Origin of the sequence: Kluyvera sp. Awk 3 (assembly GCF_028069715.1) — a bacterium.
GTDB lineage: Bacteria > Pseudomonadota > Gammaproteobacteria > Enterobacterales > Enterobacteriaceae > Kluyvera > Kluyvera georgiana_A.
Window position 1 is genome coordinate 1 of record NZ_JANEWH010000033.1, and the last position, 19,053, is coordinate 19,053.

Consider the following 19,053-nt stretch of genomic DNA (forward strand, 5'->3'; position numbering starts at 1 on the left):
TTCTTGGATCTTATATGCATGGTAAATCATATAGCCTCAACATATTATTGCGTTTCCGCAAAGGGAGTTTTGTATGATCATGGAGTCTGATAACGTAATTAACGCGCCGGAGAAGCCGCGTGTATCGACAAACGAAGGAACGAAACCACAACTGCGAATGGTCGATTTAAATTTACTGACGGTTTTCGATGCGGTGATGCAGGAGCAAAATATTACCCGTGCTGCGCATATGCTGGGTATGTCGCAACCGGCGGTAAGTAATGCTGTCGCCCGTTTGAAGGTCATGTTTAACGACGAGCTTTTTGTTCGCTACGGTCGCGGCATTCAGCCGACGGCGCGCGCTTTTCAGCTCTTCGGCTCTATCCGTCAGGCGCTGCAACTGGTGCAGAATGAACTGCCGGGTTCCGGTTTTGAGCCGCTGAGCAGCGAACGCGTATTTAATCTGTGCGTGTGCAGCCCGCTGGATAATTATCTGACCTCTATTATCTTAAATAAGGTGAATGAAGTCGCGCCACATATTCATATGGTGTTTAAATCATCCTTAAATCAAAATACTGAACATCAGCTGCGTTATCAGGAAATTGAGTTTGTTCTGGGTTATGAAGAGTTCCGTCGCCCTGAATTTGCTTGTGTTCCGTTATTTAATGACGAAATGGTGTTGGTGGTCAGCAAGAAACACCCACGTATTAATGGTCCGGTTTCGGAATCTGAGCTTTATCAGGAAGAACATGCGGTGGTTTCTCTGGATCGCTATGCATCCTTTAGTCAACCGTGGTACGACTCGGTGGATAAACAAAGCCGTATTGCCTATCAGGGGATGGCGCTGGTCAGCGTCTTAAATGTGGTGTCCCAAACTCATCTGGTCGCCATTGCGCCGCGCCGTTTAGCGGAAGAGTTTTCCGAACAGCTGAACCTGCAGGTATTACCGCTGCCGTTGAAGTTAAATAGCCGTACCTGCTATCTTTCCTGGCATGAAGCGGCCGGGCGGGATAAGGGCCACCAGTGGATGGAAGAACTGCTGGTTAATGCTTGTCGCCAGCAATAATGTCGTCGCTATAAACAGGATGCATTAGCATCCTGTTTATCTTGTCAATGATTAAAAAATTAAAATATTATTCTGTTGTCTGCCGGCGGTATTGGCCTCGATAAAGTGAAAAATGCAGGTTTTGCTGTAATGCCGCCATTCGTCCGAGTATCTACGCTCTCCTTTTCTTATCGTTGAAGTAATCCACCATCATTTTCCCCTTTCTCTTTATTTTTTATCTTCTGGGTACTGCACCTACGCCGGATGGGTGAATTGCCTGCCTGGTGGCGAGCGGTTATGTTAGGTCGAGACCTTAATTCAGCGCCGGTGGATGGCTGACGCGCCGTCGACGCATGACCGTCGGAAAATGACTTCCCCGGTCATCAAGAAAGTAAAGCCTGGAGGCAAATCATGGAGATGTTGTCAGGAGCCGAGATGGTCGTCCGATCGTTGATCGATCAGGGCGTAAAGCAGGTATTTGGCTACCCGGGGGGCGCGGTCCTCGATATTTATGACGCGCTACACACGGTAGGCGGCATTGACCACGTGCTGGTGCGCCACGAACAGGCGGCGGTGCACATGGCTGACGGTCTGGCGCGCGCCACCGGTGAAGTGGGGGTGGTGCTGGTCACCTCTGGTCCAGGGGCGACGAACGCCATCACCGGGATTGCCACTGCCTACATGGATTCCATCCCGCTGGTGGTACTTTCTGGCCAGGTGGCAACCTCTCTGATTGGTTATGACGCATTTCAGGAGTGCGACATGGTCGGGATCTCCCGTCCGGTGGTGAAGCACAGCTTCCTGGTGAAACAGACTGAAGATATTCCCACGGTATTGAAGAAGGCTTTCTGGCTGGCGGCCAGCGGTCGTCCTGGCCCGGTGGTGGTCGATCTGCCGAAAGATATTCTTAGCCCGGCGAACAAACTACCGTACGTGTGGCCGGACGCGGTCAGTATGCGTTCTTACAATCCAACCACGACTGGCCATAAAGGGCAGATCAAACGCGCGTTGCAAACGCTGATTGCAGCGAAAAAGCCGGTGGTATACGTCGGTGGCGGGGTGGTTAATGCCGAGTGCCACACGCAACTGCGCACGTTGATAGAAAAACTCAACCTGCCGGTCGCTTCCTCATTAATGGGGCTCGGCGGCTTCCCGGCGACCCATCGTCAGGCGCTAGGCATGTTGGGTATGCACGGTACCTATGAAGCCAACATGACCATGCATCATTCCGACGTGATTTTCGCTGTTGGGGTGCGCTTTGATGACCGTACCACCAACAATCTCGCGAAGTACTGCCCGGATGCCACGGTGCTGCACATTGATATCGATCCGACGTCGATCTCCAAAACGGTACCGGCGGATATTCCGATCGTTGGTGACGCGGGTCTGGTGCTCGATCAAATGCTCGAGTTGCTGGATCAAGAAAGCGTCGCCCAGCCGCTGGATGACATTCGCGACTGGTGGCAGCAGATTGAACAGTGGCGCGCCCGTCACTGCCTGAAGTATGACGACAAGAGCGAACAGATTAAGCCCCAGGCGGTGGTCGAAACCGTCTGGAAACTGACTCAGGGGGATGCCTACGTGACATCCGACGTAGGCCAACATCAGATGTTTGCCGCGCTGTACTACCCGTTTGATAAGCCGCGTCGTTGGATCAACTCCGGCGGTCTTGGCACCATGGGCTTTGGCCTTCCCGCTGCACTGGGCGTCAAAATGGCGCTTCCGGAAGAAACCGTCATTTGCGTGACCGGCGATGGCAGCATCCAGATGAACATTCAGGAGCTGTCGACTGCGCTGCAATACGAACTGCCGGTGCTGGTGCTGAATCTGAACAACGGCTATCTGGGGATGGTGAAACAGTGGCAGGACATGATTTACTCCGGCCGTCACTCCCAGTCTTATATGCAGTCGCTGCCAGACTTTGTGCGCCTGGCGGAAGCCTATGGGCATGTGGGCATTCGCATTACCCGCCCGGACGAGCTGGAAAGTAAGCTCGCTGAGGCGCTGGAGCAGGTGCGCAATAACCGCCTGGTGTTTGTCGACGTCGCCGTCGACGGTAGCGAGCACGTCTACCCGATGCAGATTCGCGGCGGGGCGATGGACGAGATGTGGCTGAGCAAAACGGAGAGAACCTGATTATGCGCCGGATATTATCTGTACTGCTGGAAAACGAGTCCGGGGCGCTGTCGCGCGTGATTGGGCTTTTCTCACAACGCGGCTACAACATTGAGAGCCTGACCGTTGCGCCTACCGACGATCCGACGCTGTCGCGCATGACCATTCAGACGGTCGGCGACGAGAAGACCATTGAACAGATCGAAAAACAGCTGCATAAGCTGGTGGACGTGCTGCGGGTCAACGAGCTGGGGCAGGGGGCGCACGTCGAGCGTGAAATCATGCTGGTGAAGGTACAGGCCAGCGGCTATGGTCGTGACGAAGTGAAACGGAACACGGAGATATTCCGTGGACAGATTATCGACGTTACGCCGTCGCTCTATACCGTCCAACTGGCGGGCACCAGCGATAAGCTGGATGCCTTCCTGGCATCGCTGCGCGACGTGGCGCGAATCGTTGAAGTGGCGCGTTCGGGTGTAGTTGGCCTGTCGCGTGGCGACAAGATTATGCGTTAATTGTGTTGTGCTGCAGCCGTAACCAGCAACGGTAGGCCGGATAAGGCGTTTACGCCGCCATCCGGCAACTTGCGCGGTTTCGCCGGATGGCGCTTTGCTTATCCGGCCTGCAACTCATCGCTTAATCGTAGCCCGGCCTGAAGTCGGGCTTTTTTTTGCGAAATCAGCAATAAGTGCGAACAAAACCTATTGCCGATCGGATCATTCTGCGTTTAGATGTTACGGATTATACTTATAAAGCAAGGGGCAATTGTGAAACTGGATGAGATCGCCCGGCTTGCCGGTGTTTCCCGAACCACCGCCAGCTATGTGATTAACGGCAAAGCGAAGCAGTACCGCGTCAGTGATAAAACTGTCGAAAAGGTGATGGCGGTCGTGCGCGAGCACAACTACCATCCTAACGCGGTCGCCGCTGGGCTGCGTGCAGGACGCACGCGTTCTATCGGGTTAGTCATCCCGGATCTGGAAAACACCAGCTATACCCGCATCGCCAACTATCTTGAGCGTCAGGCGCGCCAGCGCGGCTATCAGCTGCTGATTGCCTGCTCGGAAGATCAGCCAGATAACGAGATGCGCTGCATTGAGCATCTGTTGCAGCGTCAGGTTGATGCGATCATTGTTTCTACCTCATTGCCGCCGGAGCATCCGTTCTATCAGCGCTGGGCGAACGATGCGTTCCCGATTGTCGCCCTTGACCGTGCCCTTGACCGCGAACACTTCACCAGCGTGGTGGGCGCTGACCAGGATGACGCTGAAATGCTTGCCGCCGAGCTGCGTACCTTCCCGGCTGAAACCGTTCTTTATCTCGGCGCGCTGCCGGAGCTGTCGGTCAGCTATCTGCGCGAGCAGGGGTTCCGTACCGCCTGGAAAGACGATCCGCGCGAAGTGCACTTCCTCTATGCCAATAGCTATGAACGTGAAGCCTCGGCGCAGCTGTTCGAGAAATGGCTTGAGACGCACCCGATGCCGCAGGCGTTGTTTACCACGTCGTTTGCGCTGCTACAGGGCGTGATGGATGTGACGCTGCGCCGTGAGGGTAAGTTGCCGACCGATCTGGCCATTGCCACCTTTGGCGATAACGAGCTGCTCGATTTCCTGCAGTGTCCGGTGCTGGCGGTTGCTCAGCGTCACCGTGATGTGGCTGAACGCGTGCTGGAGATTGTGCTGGCAAGCCTTGATGAACCGCGCAAGCCAAAACCAGGTTTGAGCCGTATTCGCCGTAATCTGTATCGTCGCGGTAGCCTGAGCCGTCGATAACCTTTTTGCGATGGGGCGGCGGAATGTCGCCTTCATTGCATAAAACATTATTCTTATGTGGATATTCAGATTATTCCTCATTTTTGGTTAGCACTCTATTTAATACGCCTCATTTGTCCCCCTTCCGCGCTTATTATTGTGAACACAAAGTAAAAATATATTATTTGTGTATTATTTTGTTACATTCGCCGCGCGGATTGCCGAAATAACAAACACTTCTCAACTCTCCTACCAGAATGGGCGAGCCCAGGGGACGTCATTCCCCTCCGGGGCGCGCCACAGGGGACTGTTAACGCGCATCATAATGTCCTAAAATGCCGCTCGCGTCGCAAACTGACACTTTATATATTCTTTTGATGATATTTAGTCGCGTTAACGTGATGTGAATCCCTTTGTATTTTTCTTGCGGGTATTCATGACGTTAATTTGCCTCGTCTGTTGGATAATTTTTAATCAGAGCTATTGTCGGCCTTAAATAGCGGTATTTTGGACTCTGTTGGCATTCATGCTGGCTTGACAAGCTTTTCCTCTGCTCCGTAAACTCCTTTGAGTGGGAATTTGTGGGTTAAAGTGGTAATAAGGGGTGAGGCTGGCATGTTCCGAGGGGCAACGTTAGTCAATCTCGACAACAAAGGGCGTTTAGCCGTCCCTGTCCGATATCGGGACACGTTGATCGAGAGCGCTACCGGTCAAATGGTTTGTACCATTGACATCCATCACCCCTGCCTGCTGCTTTATCCTCTGCCCGAATGGGAAATTATCGAGCAAAAGCTATCGCGTTTGTCGAGCATGAATCCCGTTGAGCGCCGCGTGCAGCGGCTGCTGTTAGGGCATGCCAGCGAATGTCAGATGGATAATGCCGGGCGGTTGTTAATCGCGCCGGTTTTACGGCAACACGCCGGATTGACCAAAGAAGTGATGCTGGTCGGGCAGTTCAACAAGTTTGAACTGTGGGATGAGACGGCCTGGTATCAACGGGTCAAGGAAGATATCGACGCTGAGCAATCTGCTTCAGGGGCGCTGTCGGAGCGATTGCAGGATTTGTCCTTATAAATATGATGGAAAACTTTAAACACACCACGGTACTGCTGGACGAAGCGGTTAACGGTCTGAATATTCGTCCGGACGGTATCTATATTGATGGCACCTTTGGTCGCGGTGGTCACTCGCGCCTGATCCTCTCGCAGCTTGGCGAGCAGGGGCGTTTGATTGCGATCGATCGCGATCCAGAAGCGATTGCGGTGGCGAAGACCATCGATGATCCACGCTTTTCCATCGTGCATGGCCCTTTCTCTGCGCTGGCGGACTACGTCGCCGAGCGCGATCTCGTTGGTAAGATCGACGGGATTCTTCTCGATCTTGGCGTTTCTTCACCGCAGCTTGACGATGCCGAGCGCGGTTTTTCGTTTATGCGCGATGGCCCGCTGGACATGCGTATGGACCCAACGCGCGGCCAGTCTGCCGCTGAATGGCTGCAAACGGCTGAAGAAGCGGATATCGCCTGGGTGATTAAAACCTTCGGCGAAGAGCGCTTTGGTAAACGTATCGCCCGCGCCATCGTTGAGCGCAACCGCGTGGAACCGATGACCCGAACCAAAGAGCTGGCGGAAGTCATTTCCGCCGCGATGCCGGTGAAAGACAAATTCAAACACCCCGCAACCCGTACCTTCCAGGCGGTGCGCATTTGGGTGAATAGTGAGCTGGAGGAGATAGAGCAGGCGCTAAAAAGCTCGCTTGGCGTGCTGGCCCCGGGTGGGCGGCTTTCCATTATCAGCTTCCATTCGCTGGAAGACCGCATCGTGAAACGCTTTATGCGTGAGCAGAGCCGCGGTCCACAGGTTCCGGCGGGGATCCCGATGACCGAAGAGCAACTCAGGAAACTGGGTGGCCGTCATTTACGAGCATTAGGCAAGTTGATGCCGGGCGAAGAAGAAGTGGCTGAAAATCCACGAGCTCGTAGTTCAGTTCTGCGTATTGCAGAGAGGACGAACGCATGATCAGCAGAGTGACAGAGGCCCTGAGCAAAGTAACCGGGTCGTTAGGAAATGGCGAACGTCATGCCTTGCCTGGCGTAATTCGCGACGACCTTTTGCAGTTTGGGAAGCTGCCACTCTGTCTGTTCATTTGCATTATTGTGACGGCGGTGACGGTGGTGACAACCGCCCACCATACCCGTCTGTTAACGGCCCAACGCGAACAGTTGGTGCTGGAGCGCGATGCGTTAGACATTGAATGGCGAAACCTGATCCTCGAAGAGAATGCTCTCGGCGATCATAGCCGAGTCGAACGTATCGCTACTGAAAAGTTGCAGATGCAACATGTTGATCCATCAAAAGAAAACATTGTTGTTCAGAAATAAGGATTATTGCAACGCATGAAACCGGCGGCAAAAACGCTTAAGCCAAAACGTCAGGAAGAACAAGCCAACTTTATCAGTTGGCGTTTTGCGTTGCTTTGCGGCTGTATTTTTATGGCGCTCGCGTTCCTGCTGGGACGCGCGGCCTGGTTGCAAATTATTGCCCCTGATAAGCTGGTGCGCGAGGGCGACATGCGCTCTTTACGCGTCCAGCAGGTCTCCACTTCCCGCGGCTTGATTACTGACCGCTCCGGGCGTCCGCTGGCGGTGAGCGTGCCGGTAAAAGCCATCTGGGCCGACCCGAAAGAGCTGCACGAAGCGGGTGGCGTGGTGCTGAACAACCGCTGGAAGGCGCTGGCCGATGCGCTGAATATGCCGCTCGATCAGCTGGCTAACCGCATCAACACCAACCCGCGAATGCGCTTTATCTATCTGGCCCGTCAGGTAAACCCTGATATGGCCGATTACATCAAAAAGCTGAAGCTGCCGGGGATTTATCTGCGTGAAGAGTCGCGCCGTTACTACCCGTCAGGGGAAGTGACTGCTCACCTCATTGGCTTCACCAACGTCGATAGCCAGGGGATTGAAGGGGTTGAGAAGAGTTTCGATAAATGGCTCACCGGCCAGCCGGGCGAGCGTATCGTGCGTAAAGACCGCTATGGCCGGGTGATTGAAGATATCTCCTCCACCGATAGCCAGGCCGCGCACAACCTGGCGTTGAGCATTGATGAACGTCTGCAGGCGCTGGTTTACCGTGAACTGAATAACGCCGTGGCGTTTAACAAAGCGGAATCCGGTAGTGCCGTGCTGGTCGACGTGAGCACGGGTGAAGTGCTGGCGATGGCCAACAGCCCGTCTTACAACCCGAACAACTTCACCGGCACGGCGAAAGACACCATGCGTAACCGGGCCATCACCGACGTGTTTGAACCGGGTTCTACGGTGAAACCGATGGTGGTGATGACCGCGCTTCAGCGCGGCGTGGTGCGTGAAAACACCGTGCTGAATACCATTCCATACCGTATTAACGGCCACGAAATCAAAGACGTGGCGCGCTACAGCGAATTGACCCTGACCGGGGTACTACAGAAGTCGAGTAACGTCGGTGTTTCCAAGCTGGCGTTAGCGATGCCGTCCTCAGCGTTAGTAGATACTTACTCACGTTTTGGGCTGGGAAAAGCGACCAATTTGGGGTTGGTCGGAGAACGCAGTGGCTTATATCCTCAAAAACAACGGTGGTCTGACATAGAGAGGGCCACCTTCTCTTTCGGCTACGGGCTAATGGTAACGCCGTTACAGTTAGCGCGAGTCTACGCAACGATTGGCAGCTATGGGATCTACCGTCCGCTGTCGATAACCAAAGTTGACCCGCCGGTTCCCGGCGAGCGCGTGTTCCCGGAATCGATCGTTCGCACCGTTGTCCATATGATGGAAAGCGTGGCGCTGCCTGGCGGCGGCGGCGTGAAGGCGGCGATCAAAGGCTACCGTATCGCGATTAAAACCGGTACGGCGAAAAAAGTCGGTCCGGACGGGCGCTATATCAACAAATACATTGCTTACACCGCGGGCGTCGCGCCAGCCAGCCAGCCGCGCTTTGCGCTGGTGGTGGTGATTAACGACCCGCAGGCGGGTAAATACTACGGTGGCGCCGTTTCCGCGCCGGTGTTTGGTGCCATCATGGGCGGCGTACTGCGCACGATGAACATTGAGCCGGATGCGCTGGCAACGGGCGACAAGAGTGAATTTGTGACAAATCAAGGCGAGGGATCAGGTGGCAGATCGTAATTTGCGCGACCTTCTTGCTCCGTGGGTGCCGAATGCACCGGAGCGAGTACTGCGAGAGATGACGCTCGACAGCCGTGTGGCTGCATCGGGCGATCTGTTCGTAGCGGTAGTGGGTCATCAGGCGGACGGGCGTCGTTATATCCCGCAGGCAATTGCGCAGGGTGTTGCTGCGATTGTCGCCGAGGCAAAAGATGAAGCGACCGACGGTGAAATCCGTGAAATGCACGGCGTGCCGGTTATTTACCTCAGCCAGTTAAACGAACGCTTATCGGCGCTAGCCGGGCGTTTTTATCATGAACCGTCCGACAGCCTGCGGCTGGTGGGCGTGACCGGTACCAACGGTAAAACCACCACCACGCAGCTGATTGCGCAGTGGTGCCAGCTGTTGGGCGAAACCAGCGCGGTGATGGGCACGGTGGGCAATGGCCTGCTGGGCAAAGTGATCCCGACGGAAAACACCACCGGTTCGGCAGTTGACGTTCAGCATGTGCTCTCCGGCCTGGTGGCCGAAGGCGCAACGATGGCGGCGATGGAAGTATCGTCCCATGGCCTGGTACAGCATCGCGTCGCGGCGCTCAAGTTTGCCGCTTCCGTGTTCACCAACCTGAGTCGCGATCACCTTGATTATCATGGTGATATGGAGCACTACGAAGCAGCGAAATGGCTGCTGTACTCCACGCACCACTGCGGCCAGGCGATTGTTAACGCCGATGACGAGGTGGGCCGTCGTTGGCTCAGCCGTCTGCCGGATGCGGTGGCGGTGTCCATGGAAGACCATATTAATCCGAATTGTCATGGCCGCTGGCTGAAAGCCACCGCCGTCAACTACCACGACAGCGGCGCGACCATCCGTTTTGACTCCAGTTGGGGCGAAGGCGAGATTGAAAGCCGTCTGATGGGCGCCTTTAACGTCAGCAACCTGCTGCTGGCGCTGGCAACGCTGCTGGCGCTGGACTATTCCCTGAGCGATCTGCTGAAAACCGCCGCGCGCTTACAGCCGGTTTGCGGTCGTATGGAAGTGTTTAGCGCGCCGGGCAAGCCGACTGTGGTGGTCGATTACGCTCACACTCCGGATGCGCTGGAGAAAGCGTTACAAGCCGCACGCCTGCACTGTGCGGGCAAACTGTGGTGCGTCTTTGGTTGCGGCGGCGATCGCGATAAGGGCAAACGTCCGCTGATGGGGGCGATTGCCGAAGAGTTCGCCGACGTCGCCGTTGTCACCGATGACAATCCGCGCACCGAAGAGCCGCGCGCGATTATCAACGATATTCTGGCCGGGATGGTCGATGCCGGACATGCGAAAGTGATGGAAGGCCGCGCGGAAGCGGTGACCAACGCCATCATGCAGGCTAAAGAGAACGACGTGGTGCTGCTGGCCGGTAAAGGCCACGAAGATTATCAAATCGTTGGTAACCGTCGTCTCGACTATTCCGACCGCGTGACCGCAGCCCGTCTGCTGGGAGTGGTGGCATGATTAACGTCACATTGAAGCAACTGGCCGACATTCTGCGCGGCGAACTGCATGGCGACGATCGTCTGATTGCCGATGTCACGACCGACACGCGTAAATTAACCCCGGGTTGCCTGTTTGTGGCGCTGAAGGGGGAACGTTTTGACGCGCACGACTTTGCGCAAACGGCGAAAGATGGCGGCGCGGGCGCGCTGCTGGTCAGCCGCAAGCTGGATATCGACCTGCCGCAGCTGGTGGTCGCCGATACCCGCCTCGCCTTTGGCGAACTGGCAGCATGGGTACGTCAGCAGGTGCCAGCGCGCGTGGTGGCGCTGACCGGTTCTTCCGGTAAAACCTCGGTTAAAGAGATGACCGCGGCGATTCTTAGCCAGTGCGGCAACACGCTTTATACCGCGGGCAACCTAAATAATGACATCGGCGTGCCGATGACATTACTGCGCCTGACGGCAGAGCATCAGTATGCGGTTATTGAACTGGGCGCCAACCATCAGGGCGAAATCGCCTGGACCGTCAGCCTGACTCGTCCGGAAGCGGCGCTGGTGAACAACCTGGCGGCTGCGCACCTTGAGGGCTTCGGCTCGCTGGCAGGCGTAGCGAAAGCCAAGGGCGAGATTTTTACCGGACTGCCGGAAAACGGTATCGCAATTCTGAACGCGGATAACAACGACTGGGCCAACTGGCAGCAGGTGATTGGCGATCGTACCGTATGGCGCTTTTCGCCAAATGCGGCGGGTAGCGATTTTAGCGCCGCGAACGTGCGCATTACCTCGCAAGGCACTGCGTTCACGCTAAATACGCCAAAGGGCAGCGTGGACGTACTGCTGCCGTTGCCGGGCCGTCACAACATCGCTAATGCGCTGGCGGCGACCGCGCTGGCGACGGCGGTGGGCGCAGACCTGAGTGCGGTAAAAGCCGGGCTGGCGCAGTTGAAAGCGGTGCCGGGGCGTCTGTTCCCGATTCACCTGACGGATAGCCAGCTGCTGCTGGACGACTCCTACAATGCGAACGTCGGTTCCATGACCGCCGCGGTGCAGGTGCTGTCTGAAATGCCGGGCTACCGCGTGCTGGTGGTGGGCGATATGGCGGAACTGGGCGCTGAGAGTGAAGCGTGCCACATCCAGGTCGGTGAAGCAGCGAAAGCGGCGGGTATCGACCGTGTGCTGAGCGTTGGCAAATTAAGCCAGGCGATTAGCGCGGCGAGCGGGGCAGGGGAGCACTTCACCGAGAAAGACTCGGCGATTGCGCGTCTGAAATCGCTCATTAATGAACATAAAACGATCACCATTCTGGTGAAAGGATCACGCAGTGCCGCCATGGAACAGGTCGTACGCGCTGTACAGGAGAACGGGACATGTTAGTGTGGCTGGCCGAACATCTGGTCAAATATTATTCCGGCTTTAACGTCTTTTCCTATCTGACGTTTCGCGCCATCGTCAGCCTGCTGACCGCGCTGTTCATCTCACTGTGGATGGGCCCGCGGATGATCGCCCGCTTGCAAAAAATGTCGTTCGGCCAGGTCGTACGTAACGATGGTCCGGAATCTCACTTCAGTAAACGCGGTACGCCGACGATGGGCGGGATCATGATCCTCACCGCGATTACGGTGTCTGTACTGCTGTGGGCTTATCCGTCTAACCCATATGTATGGTGCGTGCTGACGGTGCTGATCGGCTACGGCATTATCGGTTTTGTCGATGACTACCGCAAAGTGGTGCGCAAAGATACCAAGGGTCTGATCGCCCGCTGGAAGTACTTCTGGATGTCGGTGATTGCGCTGGGCGTGGCCTTCGCGCTGTATCTGGCCGGTAAAGATACCCCGGCCACCGAGCTGGTGGTGCCGTTCTTTAAAGACGTGATGCCGCAACTGGGTCTGTTCTACATCCTGCTGGCCTATTTCGTGATTGTCGGGACGGGTAACGCGGTCAACCTGACCGATGGACTTGATGGCCTGGCGATCATGCCAACCGTCTTCGTCGCGGCAGGTTTTGCGCTGGTGGCGTGGGCGACCGGTAACATGAACTTTGCCAGCTATTTGCACATTCCTTACCTGCGTCATGCGGGCGAGCTGGTGATCGTCTGTACGGCGATTGTCGGCGCGGGCTTAGGCTTCTTGTGGTTCAACACCTATCCGGCGCAGGTCTTCATGGGCGACGTGGGTTCCCTGGCATTGGGCGGCGCGCTGGGCATTATCGCCGTGCTGCTGCGTCAGGAGTTCCTGCTGGTGATCATGGGCGGCGTCTTCGTGGTGGAAACCCTGTCGGTGATCCTGCAGGTCGGCTCCTTCAAGCTGCGCGGTCAGCGCATCTTCCGTATGGCGCCGATTCACCACCACTATGAATTGAAAGGTTGGCCGGAGCCGCGCGTGATCGTGCGCTTCTGGATTATTTCGCTGATGCTGGTGCTGATTGGCCTGGCAACGCTGAAGGTACGTTAATCATGGCAGATTACCAGGGTAAAAACGTCGTCATCATTGGTCTTGGACTGACCGGGCTGTCCTGCGTGGATTTCTTCCTCGCGCAGAACGTGACGCCGCGCGTGATGGATACCCGAGCGACCCCACCCGGCCTGGATAAGTTGCCGGAAGCGGTAGAGCGTTATGTGGGTGGGCTAAATGAAGACTGGCTGATGGCGGCCGATCTGATCGTCGCCAGCCCTGGTATCGCGCTGGCTAACCCGGCGCTAAGCCGCGCCGCGGACGCAGGCATTGAAATCGTAGGCGATATCGAGCTGTTCTGCCGTGAAGCGCAGGCGCCGATTGTCGCCATCACCGGTTCCAACGGCAAAAGCACCGTCACAACGCTGGTTGGCGAAATGGCGAAAGCGGCGGGCGTCAACGTCGGTGTGGGCGGCAATATCGGCCTGCCCGCGCTGATGCTGCTGGATCCGGCTCGCGAACTGTATGTACTGGAACTTTCCAGCTTCCAGCTGGAAACCACCTCCAGCCTGCACGCGGCGGCGGCCACGATCCTTAACGTTACCGAAGATCATATGGACCGCTACCCGCTGGGCCTGCAGCAATATCGCGCGGCCAAGCTTAAGGTCTATGAGAACGCTAAAGTATGCGTGGTAAACGCCGACGACGGCCTGACCATGCCGGTGCGCGGTGCCGACGAACGCTGCGTCAGCTTTGGCGTTGACGTGGGCGACTATCACCTGAACCGCCAGCAGGGCGAAACCTGGCTGCGCGTAAAAGGTGAAAAAGTATTGAACGTCAAAGAAATGCCGCTTACCGGGCAGCATAACTACAGCAACGCTCTGGCGGCGCTGGCGCTGGCAGACGCCGTCGGCCTGCCGCGCGCGACCAGCCTGAAAGCGTTGACCACCTTTAGCGGGTTGGCTCACCGCTTCCAGATTGTGCTTGAGCACAACGGCGTGCGCTGGATTAACGATTCTAAAGCCACCAACGTTGGTAGCACGGAAGCGGCGTTAAATGGTCTGCATGTGGCGGGCACGCTGTATCTGCTGCTGGGTGGCGACGGCAAATCTGCCGACTTTGCGCCGCTGCAGCGTTATCTGACCGGCGACAACATTCGTCTGTACTGCTTTGGCCGCGACGGCGGTGAACTGGCCGCGCTGCGTCCGGAAATCGCCACCCAGACCGAAACCATGGAAGAAGCGATGCGCCTGATTGCGCCGCAGGTGAAGGCGGGTGATATGGTGCTGTTGTCTCCGGCTTGCGCCAGTCTTGACCAGTTCAAAAGCTTTGAGCAGCGCGGCGACGTGTTTGCTCGTCTGGCGAAGGAGTTAGGTTGATGCGTTTATCGCTCCCGCGCCTGAGACTGCCTCAACTGAGGCTGCCGCGTTTGCCGGGCATGCGCATTTTCGCATGGCTGTTTGGTTGGATGTTCGCCGCGCTGAAGGGCTGGGTGATGGGCTCGCGGGAAAAAGATACCGATAGCCTGATTATGTACGACCGCACGCTGCTGTGGTTGACGCTCGGCCTCGCGGCGATTGGTTTTATTATGGTGACTTCGGCGTCCATGCCCGTCGGGCAACGTCTGGCGAACGATCCGTTCCTGTTCGCCAAACGTGATGGCTTGTATCTGATTCTGGCCTTCTGTCTGGCGCTGATCACGCTGCGTCTGCCGATGTCGTTCTGGCAGCGCCACAGTACCTTTATGCTGATTGCGTCCATCTGCATGCTGCTGATTGTACTGGTGGTGGGGAGTTCGGTTAACGGGGCGTCGCGCTGGATTGCGCTCGGTCCGCTGCGTATTCAGCCCGCCGAGCTGACCAAGCTCTCGCTGTTTTGCTATATCGCCAACTATCTGGTGCGTAAAGCGGACGAGGTGCGCAACAACCTGCGCGGCTTCTTAAAGCCGATGGGCGTGATTTTCGTGCTGGCGATCTTACTGCTGGCGCAGCCTGACCTCGGTACCGTGGTGGTGCTGTTCGTCACGACGCTGGCGATGCTATTCCTTGCCGGCGCCAAGCTGTGGCAGTTCATCGCCATTATCGGTATGGGCATTTCAGCGGTGGTGCTGCTGATTCTCGCCGAACCGTATCGTATTCGCCGCGTGACCTCCTTCTGGAACCCGTGGGAAGACCCGTTCGGCAGCGGCTACCAGTTAACCCAGTCGTTGATGGCCTTTGGCCGCGGCGAGATGTGGGGTCAGGGCTTAGGCAACTCGGTACAGAAACTGGAGTACCTGCCGGAAGCGCACACCGACTTCATCTTCGCCATCATCGGTGAGGAATTGGGTTATATCGGTGTGGTACTGGCACTTTTAATGGTATTCTTCGTCGCTTTCCGCGCCATGTCCATCGGTCGCAAAGCGCTGGAGATTAACCAACGTTTTTCTGGCTTCCTGGCTTGCGCAATCGGCGTGTGGTTCAGTTTCCAGGCGTTGGTGAACGTAGGGGCGGCAGCCGGTATGCTGCCGACGAAAGGCCTGACGCTGCCTCTGATCAGCTACGGTGGCTCCAGTCTTCTGATTATGTCGACTGCCATTATGTTCTTGTTACGAATTGATTATGAAACACGCCTGGAGAAAGCGCAGGCGTTTACCCGAGGTTCTCGATGAGCGGTCAAACAAAGCGGTTAATGGTGATGGCGGGCGGTACCGGCGGACATGTGTTCCCGGGGCTGGCGGTTGCGCACCATTTAATGGATCAGGGCTGGCAGGTGCGCTGGCTGGGAACCGCGGATCGTATGGAAGCCGACCTCGTACCGAAACACGGCATTGAGATTGATTTCATTCATATTTCCGGGCTGCGTGGCAAAGGCGTGAAGGCGCTGCTGCTGGCGCCGATGCGTATCTTCAACGCCTGGCGGCAGGCGCGGGCGATCATGAAACGTTTTAAGCCGGACGTGGTGCTCGGAATGGGCGGTTACGTCTCTGGCCCCGGCGGTTTGGCGGCGTGGTCACTGGGCATTCCGGTGGTACTGCACGAGCAGAACGGTATTGCCGGGCTGACCAATAAATGGCTGGCGAAGATTGCCACCAAAGTGATGCAGGCCTTCCCTGGCGCATTCCCGAATGCTGAAGTCGTGGGCAACCCGGTACGCGTTGACGTGCTGGCGCTGCCACTGCCGGAACAGCGTCTGGTCGGGCGCGATGGCCCCATTCGCGTGCTGGTGGTTGGCGGTTCACAGGGCGCGCGCATCCTGAACCAGACGATGCCGCAGGTGGCGCAACGTCTGGGCGATGTGGTGACTATCTGGCACCAGAGCGGTAAAGGCGGTCAACAGACCGTGGAGCAAGCCTATGCCGATGTCGGTCAGGCTCAGCATAAAGTGACCGAGTTTATTGACGATATGGCGGCGGCCTATGCGTGGGCTGATGTGGTGGTGTGTCGCTCCGGCGCGCTGACGGTGAGCGAGATTGCGGCGGCGGGGCTGCCGGCGATTTTCGTGCCGTTCCAGCATAAAGACCGCCAGCAGTACTGGAACGCGCTGCCGCTGGAAAAAGCGGGCGCGGCAAAGATCTACGAGCAGCCGCAGTTTACGGCACAAGCGGTCGCGGACACGCTGGCAAGCTGGGATCGCAACACCTTGTTAGAGATGGCTGAACGCGCGCGCGCGGCGGCTATCCCGGATGCTACCGAGCGGGTAGCAAAAGAAGTGAGCCTGGCAGCAAAGGCTTAATCATTGCGGCGCGCTGGCGTCGCCCGAATTTTAGAAGTGATGGCGTTTAAAGAATGAATACACAACAACTGGCGAAACTGCGTTCTATCGTGCCCGAGATGCGTCGCGTCCGGCACATTCACTTTGTTGGCATCGGCGGCGCCGGGATGGGCGGTATTGCCGAAGTACTGGCCAACGAAGGGTATCAGATCAGCGGTTCCGACCTGGCGCCAAACCCGGTAACGCAGCAGCTGAGCAAGCTGGGCGCCACCATTTATTTCAACCATCGCCCGGAAAACGTGCGCGATGCGAGCGTTGTTGTGGTGTCGACGGCGATTTCTGCCGATAACCCGGAAATCGTGGCGGCGCATGAAGCGCGCATTCCGGTGATTCGCCGCGCAGAGATGCTGGCAGAACTGATGCGTTTTCGTCATGGCATCGCCATTGCCGGTACGCACGGCAAAACCACCACCACCGCAATGGTGGCCAGTATTTACGCGGAAGCGGGGCTGGACCCGACCTTCGTTAACGGCGGCCTGGTGAAAGCGGCAGGTGTACATGCGCGTCTCGGTCACAGCCGTTATCTGATTGCGGAAGCCGATGAGAGCGACGCGTCGTTCCTGCATTTGCAGCCGATGGTGGCCATTGTCACCAACATCGAAGCTGACCACATGGATACCTACCAGGGCGACTTCGAAAATTTAAAGCAGACGTTCATTAATTTCCTGCACAATTTGCCGTTTTATGGTCGTGCCGTGATGTGTGTGGACGATCCCGTTATTCGCGAGCTGTTGCCGCGCGTGGGTCGTCAGATTACTACCTACGGTTTTAGCGACGATGCCGACGTGCGCGTCGAAGGCTACCAGCAAATAGGCCCGCAGGGACACTTCACGCTGGTGCGTCAGGACAAAGAGGATCTGCGCGTGACGCTGAACGCGCCGGGCCGCCATAACGCGTTAAACGCTGCGGCGGCGGTTGCAGTGGCCACGGAAGAGGGCATTGAAGATGACGCGATTCTACGCGCGCTGGAGAGCTTCCAGGGCACCGGTCGTCGCTTCGATTTCCTGGGCGAATTCCCACTGGCGGAAGTGAATGGTAAAGAAGGCTCGGCGATGCTGGTGGATGATTACGGTCATCACCCGACGGAAGTGGACGCGACGATTAAAGCCGCGCGCGCTGGCTGGCCGGAGAAAAAACTGGTGATGGTCTTCCAGCCGCACCGTTATACCCGTACGCGCGATCTGTATGACGATTTTGCCCACGTGCTGACTCAGGTCGACGCGCTGCTGATGCTCGACGTTTACCCGGCTGGCGAAGCGCCGATTCCGGGCGCGGACAGCCGTTCGCTGTGCCGTACTATTCGCGGGCGTGGAAAAGTGGACCCGATTCTGGTCTCCGACCCGGCGCAAGTCGCTGAAATGCTGGCATCAGTACTGACGGGTAATGATCTTGTTCTAATTCAAGGCGCGGGAAATATTGGTAAAATCGCGCGTAACTTAGCTGAAATCAAACTGAAGCCGCAAACTCAGGAGGAACCGCGTCATGGCTGATAAAATCGCGGTTCTTCTCGGCGGCACTTCCGCCGAGCGCGATGTGTCGCTCAACTCCGGCGCGGCGGTGCTGGCAGGCCTGCGTGAGGCTGGTGTTGACGCCCATGCGGTCGACCCAAAAGAGACCGATGTTACCCAGTTGAAAAATATGGGGTTTCAGAAAGCGTTTATTGCGCTGCACGGTCGAGGCGGGGAAGATGGCACGTTGCAGGGGCTGCTGGAGCTGATTCAACTGCCTTACACCGGCAGCGGTGTGATGGCATCGGCCATCTCGATGGACAAACTGCGCAGTAAATTGCTGTGGCAGGGGGCCGGATTACCGGTCGCGCCGTGGGTCGCTATTGAGCGCCAGGCCTTTGAAAATGGGCTGTCTGAGGATGTTCAGGCGCAGATTGCCGGGCTGGGATTGCCGCTGATCGTCAAGCCGAGTCGTGAAGGTTCCAGCGTCGGCATGTCGAAAGTGACCGAGATTGCAGAACTGGAACCTGCGTTAGCGCAGGCGTTTCAACATGATGATGAAGTTCTGATTGAGAAATGGCTCAGTGGCCCTGAGTTTACGGTCGCGGTGCTTGGTGAAGAAATTTTACCGTCAGTTCGCATCCAACCGGCCGGAACCTTCTATGATTATGAGGCGAAGTATCTGTCTGATGAGACAAAATATTTCTGCCCTGGTTGTGAAGAATCAGCCCAGGAAGCGGCAATGCAATCTCTGGTGCTGAAAGCCTGGAAAGTTTTGGGTTGTCAGGGGTGGGGTCGTATCGACGTCATGCAGGACAGCGATGGGCAGTATTATCTGCTGGAGGCGAATACGTCTCCGGGGATGACCAGCCACAGTCTGGTGCCGATGGCGGCGCGTCAGGCGGGAATCAGTTTCTCGCAGCTGGTAGTACGAATTCTGGACCTGGCGGGGTGA

Annotated in this window: 16 protein-coding genes; all 16 read left to right on the forward strand. The window is 56.8% G+C overall.

The window, feature by feature from the left end:
- Positions 1-79: 79 nt before the first annotated feature.
- The 16 genes from leuO to NNN71_RS09360 all read left to right on the forward strand — a co-directional run bounded on the left by leuO (position 80) and on the right by NNN71_RS09360 (position 19,053).
- Positions 80-1,045, forward strand: coding sequence for a transcriptional regulator LeuO (gene leuO / locus NNN71_RS09285; RefSeq protein ID WP_163448066.1), 966 nt, complete (start codon positions 80-82; stop codon positions 1,043-1,045).
- Positions 1,046-1,435: 390 nt separating this feature from the next.
- Positions 1,436-3,160 carry an acetolactate synthase 3 large subunit gene (gene ilvI, locus NNN71_RS09290; RefSeq protein WP_163448064.1) on the forward strand — a complete coding sequence of 575 codons (1,725 nt, stop codon included), beginning with the start codon at positions 1,436-1,438 and terminating at the stop codon, positions 3,158-3,160.
- 2 nt (positions 3,161-3,162) lie between these two features.
- Complete coding sequence (gene ilvN, locus NNN71_RS09295; protein ID WP_035893016.1) at positions 3,163-3,654, forward strand: acetolactate synthase small subunit; 492 nt, start codon at positions 3,163-3,165, stop codon at positions 3,652-3,654.
- Between the two features lie 252 nt (positions 3,655-3,906).
- Positions 3,907-4,911 (forward strand): catabolite repressor/activator, encoded by a 1,005-nt coding sequence (gene cra, locus NNN71_RS09300; RefSeq protein ID WP_163448063.1) that lies wholly within the window; start codon positions 3,907-3,909, stop codon positions 4,909-4,911.
- A gap of 594 nt (positions 4,912-5,505) precedes the next feature.
- Positions 5,506-5,964, forward strand: coding sequence for a division/cell wall cluster transcriptional repressor MraZ (gene mraZ, locus NNN71_RS09305; RefSeq protein ID WP_064547419.1), 459 nt, complete (start codon positions 5,506-5,508; stop codon positions 5,962-5,964).
- A gap of 2 nt (positions 5,965-5,966) precedes the next feature.
- The gene (rsmH, locus tag NNN71_RS09310; RefSeq protein WP_163448062.1) at positions 5,967-6,908 is read left to right on the forward strand and encodes a 16S rRNA (cytosine(1402)-N(4))-methyltransferase RsmH; all 942 of its coding nucleotides are present in this window, start codon (positions 5,967-5,969) and stop codon (positions 6,906-6,908) included.
- Entirely contained in the window at positions 6,905-7,270 is a 366-nt protein-coding gene (ftsL, locus tag NNN71_RS09315) for a cell division protein FtsL (protein ID WP_163448061.1), read from the forward strand. Before rsmH ends, ftsL begins: the two co-directional genes overlap by 4 nt.
- Positions 7,271-7,285: 15 nt before the next feature.
- Positions 7,286-9,052, forward strand: a complete 1,767-nt coding sequence (locus NNN71_RS09320; protein WP_163448060.1) for a peptidoglycan glycosyltransferase FtsI — start codon at positions 7,286-7,288, stop codon at positions 9,050-9,052.
- Positions 9,039-10,526 carry a UDP-N-acetylmuramoyl-L-alanyl-D-glutamate--2,6-diaminopimelate ligase gene (gene murE / locus NNN71_RS09325; protein WP_167576792.1) on the forward strand — a complete coding sequence of 496 codons (1,488 nt, stop codon included), beginning with the start codon at positions 9,039-9,041 and terminating at the stop codon, positions 10,524-10,526. Before NNN71_RS09320 ends, murE begins: the two co-directional genes overlap by 14 nt.
- Complete coding sequence (gene murF, locus NNN71_RS09330) at positions 10,523-11,881, forward strand: UDP-N-acetylmuramoyl-tripeptide--D-alanyl-D-alanine ligase (protein WP_271458377.1); 1,359 nt, start codon at positions 10,523-10,525, stop codon at positions 11,879-11,881. The genes murE and murF overlap by 4 nt, the downstream gene beginning before the upstream one ends.
- Positions 11,875-12,957, forward strand: a complete 1,083-nt coding sequence (mraY, locus tag NNN71_RS09335) for a phospho-N-acetylmuramoyl-pentapeptide-transferase (protein ID WP_106925400.1) — start codon at positions 11,875-11,877, stop codon at positions 12,955-12,957. The genes murF and mraY overlap by 7 nt, the downstream gene beginning before the upstream one ends.
- Before the next feature lie 2 nt (positions 12,958-12,959).
- On the forward strand, positions 12,960-14,276 hold the full coding sequence (murD, locus tag NNN71_RS09340) for a UDP-N-acetylmuramoyl-L-alanine--D-glutamate ligase (protein WP_163448057.1): 1,317 nt from the start codon (positions 12,960-12,962) through the stop codon (positions 14,274-14,276).
- Positions 14,276-15,547, forward strand: coding sequence for a cell division protein FtsW (ftsW, locus tag NNN71_RS09345; RefSeq protein WP_064547433.1), 1,272 nt, complete (start codon positions 14,276-14,278; stop codon positions 15,545-15,547). Before murD ends, ftsW begins: the two co-directional genes overlap by 1 nt.
- On the forward strand, positions 15,544-16,611 hold the full coding sequence (gene murG, locus NNN71_RS09350; RefSeq protein ID WP_271458378.1) for an undecaprenyldiphospho-muramoylpentapeptide beta-N-acetylglucosaminyltransferase: 1,068 nt from the start codon (positions 15,544-15,546) through the stop codon (positions 16,609-16,611). The genes ftsW and murG overlap by 4 nt, the downstream gene beginning before the upstream one ends.
- A 53-nt stretch (positions 16,612-16,664) precedes the next feature.
- Positions 16,665-18,140 carry a UDP-N-acetylmuramate--L-alanine ligase gene (murC, locus tag NNN71_RS09355; RefSeq protein ID WP_163448055.1) on the forward strand — a complete coding sequence of 492 codons (1,476 nt, stop codon included), beginning with the start codon at positions 16,665-16,667 and terminating at the stop codon, positions 18,138-18,140.
- Complete coding sequence (locus NNN71_RS09360) at positions 18,133-19,053, forward strand: D-alanine--D-alanine ligase (protein ID WP_271458379.1); 921 nt, start codon at positions 18,133-18,135, stop codon at positions 19,051-19,053. The genes murC and NNN71_RS09360 overlap by 8 nt, the downstream gene beginning before the upstream one ends.